This is a genomic window from Streptomyces sp. NPDC048270 (genome assembly GCF_040652335.1).
GTDB lineage: Bacteria > Actinomycetota > Actinomycetes > Streptomycetales > Streptomycetaceae > Streptomyces.
Map to the genome: position 1 here is coordinate 1 of NZ_JBEZLV010000046.1, position 3,271 is coordinate 3,271.

3 protein-coding genes are annotated in these 3,271 nt (G+C 67.8%); 1 reads left to right on the forward strand and 2 read right to left on the reverse strand.

Going from position 1 to position 3,271, the window contains the following annotated elements; all coding sequences use genetic code 11:
- Positions 1–184: 184 nt before the first annotated feature.
- Positions 185–841, reverse strand: coding sequence for a response regulator transcription factor (locus tag AB0D66_RS29285; protein WP_362309891.1), 657 nt, complete (start codon positions 839–841; stop codon positions 185–187).
- Positions 842–905: 64 nt separating this feature from the next.
- Here AB0D66_RS29285 and AB0D66_RS29290 point away from each other — a divergent pair, with 64 nt between their 5' ends.
- Entirely contained in the window at positions 906–2,093 is a 1,188-nt protein-coding gene (locus tag AB0D66_RS29290) for a histidine kinase (RefSeq protein ID WP_362309894.1), read from the forward strand.
- 22 nt (positions 2,094–2,115) lie between these two features.
- On the opposite strand, the gene AB0D66_RS29295 is transcribed toward AB0D66_RS29290, so the two are convergent.
- Positions 2,116–3,271, reverse strand: a 1,156-nt coding sequence (locus AB0D66_RS29295) for a hypothetical protein (protein WP_362309896.1), incomplete at its 5' end; no start/stop codon positions are given.

The following is a 3,271-nucleotide window of genomic DNA, read 5'->3' on the forward strand; positions in this document are numbered from 1 at the left end:
GTCGACGGCTTCTGCGAACATGAGGTGCTCCGGCTCTTTCGGGATACCGGTGCGCTTTGCTCCGGTCATTTCAGACTAGGAGCTGTGACCGGCCTCACCCGGGGTGCTTTGGTTCCGATCTGCCCCTTCGGCAGCAGTACGAAAGTAGGGAGGGCCGGCGGCCGATCGGACCAGTAGCCAGGCGTCAGCCGTCTGCGTCCCAGCCGGCCCGGTACGCGATGCGGGCGGCCTGCACCCGGTTCTCGGCATGCAGTTTGGTCATGATGCGGCTGACGTGTCCCTTGATCGTGGACTCGCTGGTATTCAGTTCCCGGGCGATGGCGGCATTCGCCAACCCTGCGGCGATGAGTCCCAGGACCTCCCTCTCGCGGTCCGTGAGTGTCGCCAGCGCGTCACGCTCCGCAGCGGTCACCTGCACCGGGAGAGCCGCCATGAGGTCCAGCGCCCGGCGCACCACCACCGGGTCGATCATCGTGTGGCCGTCCCGGACCATCCGCACAGCCCGGACCAGGTCTTCCGGGGGCGTGTCCTTCAACAGGAACCCGGCCGCACCCGCCCGGATCACCTGCTCGATGTACTCGTCCCGGTCGAAGGTCGTCAGGACGAGCACCGCGGGAGGCGCGTGCAGGGCGAGGACCTGACGGGTGGCCTCGATCCCCCCGCCCTCCGGCATACGCACGTCCATGAGCACGACGTCGGGGAGGTACCGCCGCGTGGCGGCCACGGCCTCCGCACCCGTACGTGCCTCGGCGATCACCGAGATGTCGTCTTCCGCCTCAAGGGTGAGGCGCAGACCGCGACGCATGATGTCGTTGTCGTCGGCGATGAGAACCTTGATCATCGTCCACTCTTTCGGCGAAGCCGCTGTTCCGTGTACGCGGTGCTCGGTGAACTAGCCTAGGTTCATGCGTCCGCCGAATAGCAAAGCCGCGCCGCAGCGCCGGTGGCCTGCAGCAGAGGACGCGGGCCTGTGCGCACTCTTGATCGTGGGCTGGGTCACCTCGGAACTTCTTGCCACCGTGAACTGGTGGCTCCTCCTGCCCGCCGTACTGGCGGTCCTGTTCTGCCGCCAACGGTACCCGCTGGCCGTCGCTGTCCTGCTCCTGGTCATCGGGCAGCTCACGGCAGGCGCGGCCGACAGTACCCAGGTTCCATGGTCGGAACGCATCGCCGGTGCTGTCGCGATGTTCCTTCTCGGTCAGAACATCCGGTCGATCAAGGCGGTCTCGGCGACGGTCGGGGCCGTGGTCCTGGCGAAGACCGTGTTCTTCTTCGCCGAGTCCCCGGTCCATGACGCCCCAGCCGGCATCCAGACCTACATCATCGCCATCTTCATGAGCCACGTTGGAGCGGCACTGGCCGGGCGGCTGTCCTTGCAGCACAGGCAGCTGATGGCGGTGGCCCTGGCCAAGGCGCGGGCCCAGGCCGAGGCCCAGACACTGCTCACCGAGCGGGCGGCGTGTGAGGAGCGGGACCGGATTGCCCGGGATATGCACGATGTCATCGGGCACCGGGTGGGCAACATGGTCATGCTCGCCGCCGCTCTGGAGGCGTCCCTGCGCGGCAGCCGGACAGCGGATCCCGCTGACGCCGTCCTCATCCGCACCGAGGGGCGAGCGGCCCTTCAGGAACTGCGCAGCGTCTTCCACGCACTGGAGAGCTCGGCCGGGGGCGATGTTCAGGGACTCGCCGACCTCACGGACCTCGTCAGGGCCTCGGAACGGGCGATGGGGACCTCCGTGACCCTGCGGGTGGACGGCCATCCTGAACTGCTTCCCGCCCCAGTGCAGCTGTCCATCCGCCGCCTCGTGCAGGAGGGGCTGGCCAACGCCGCCAAGCACGCCCCCGGGGCGGAGGTCACGATCGACCTGGTGTGTGCCCGCGACGGGGTGCACCTGGCCGTCCTCAACACCGCACCGTCCCTTCCTCCAGCGGACGACATCCCGGGGGGCGGAACGGGGCTGGCCGGGGTGAGGGCCCGGGTGGTGGCCCTCGGCGGGACCTTCGAGGCGCAGGAACTTCCGGAGGGCGGATTCCGGGTCGGAGCCTGGCTGCCGCTGCGACCGCCGGCGGCCGGCGGTCCGGCCGCCTGAAGGCGGCCGGACCGGGACGGGATCAGGACAGCAGGGAGAAGAACTCCAACTCGGAAATGGCCACGTCCTTGTTCTTCTCCGACGGGAAGACGTTGGTGACTGTGATCTGCACGCTCTTGATCGCCGTGGCGTCCTTCAGCGGGAACTTCTGCGGCTTAGCAGTGTCCTGGAGCGTGATCACCTTGACCTTGCCGTTCGTGAACTTCAGGACGAGTTCCCGGGGCCGGCCGTGGTCGGTGAAGGCGTCGGACGCACCGGAAGTGATGATCAGCTGGTTCAGACTCACAATGCGGTCGAATTCGACCGTCACCACGACCTCGTCCTTGGTATGCATGGGATCCGGGTCGAATGGTCGGGCCCAAAAGTTGGCTGCGTTCAGATCCACCATGTTCTCCGGCCCGTGCCCATTGGTAGAGCCCTTGGTGGACACCTTGGACGGGCGGACTGGTGAGTAATGGGACTGGATGAATCCCAGGGCGGACGCGCGCACACCGTCGACCCGGCCGTTGACCTCATTCCTGAAGGGCGTGTACGAGGCATACATGAAGCAGGCAAGGAACACGACGCAGCCCATGACGATCTTGACCTTGCCGTAGATCTGCCGGAACCGCTCACCAGGAGCGACCGTGGGCTCGTTACGGCCGGCCCCCGTTCCGAGGGCCACGACGCGCGGGCCGCGCCGTGGCTGTAGTCGACGCCACCAGGGAGTCCTTGCGACCGCGGCCTCGTTCAGCTCTGATCCGCACCGTGAGCAGAAGCGTCGCGTGGGGGTGTTTCCCTGGCCACAGTCGCCGCAGATCAGGTGTCCGGGCTGGATCGCATTGGAACGTGCCGTCCTGTGGCTCTGCCGGGTCGGACGGGCCTGCGGGGCCTGCGGGAGGACTGCATCCGGCTCGTCGTCCTCGTCCTCGTCCTCGTCGTAATCCATGGCGAGGGAGGGCAGGGGAGCGATCAGAGCGGCGTCGCGGGCGCGCGCCTCCTGCGGACGGACCATGGGGGTGGGCGCAGTCAGGTCGAAGCGGTCGGTCGGCGTCCGGGCTGCGTTCGCCGGACTGACCAGCCCCTCGACGAGTTCGTCGGCACCGTCCTCTTCGGTGAATTCACCGTCGTCCTCGTCCGGTCCGCTGAGTACTGGGAAGGCAGGCCCGTCCAGGTCCGAGGGCCGGGGAGGTCCGTCC

Coding starts and splice junctions, on each gene's coding strand:
- AB0D66_RS29285 (WP_362309891.1), bottom strand. CDS start 841: ATGATCAAGGTTCTCATCGCCGACGACAACGACATCATGCGTCGCGGT.
- AB0D66_RS29290 (WP_362309894.1), top strand. CDS start 906: ATGCGTCCGCCGAATAGCAAAGCCGCGCCGCAGCGCCGGTGGCCTGCA.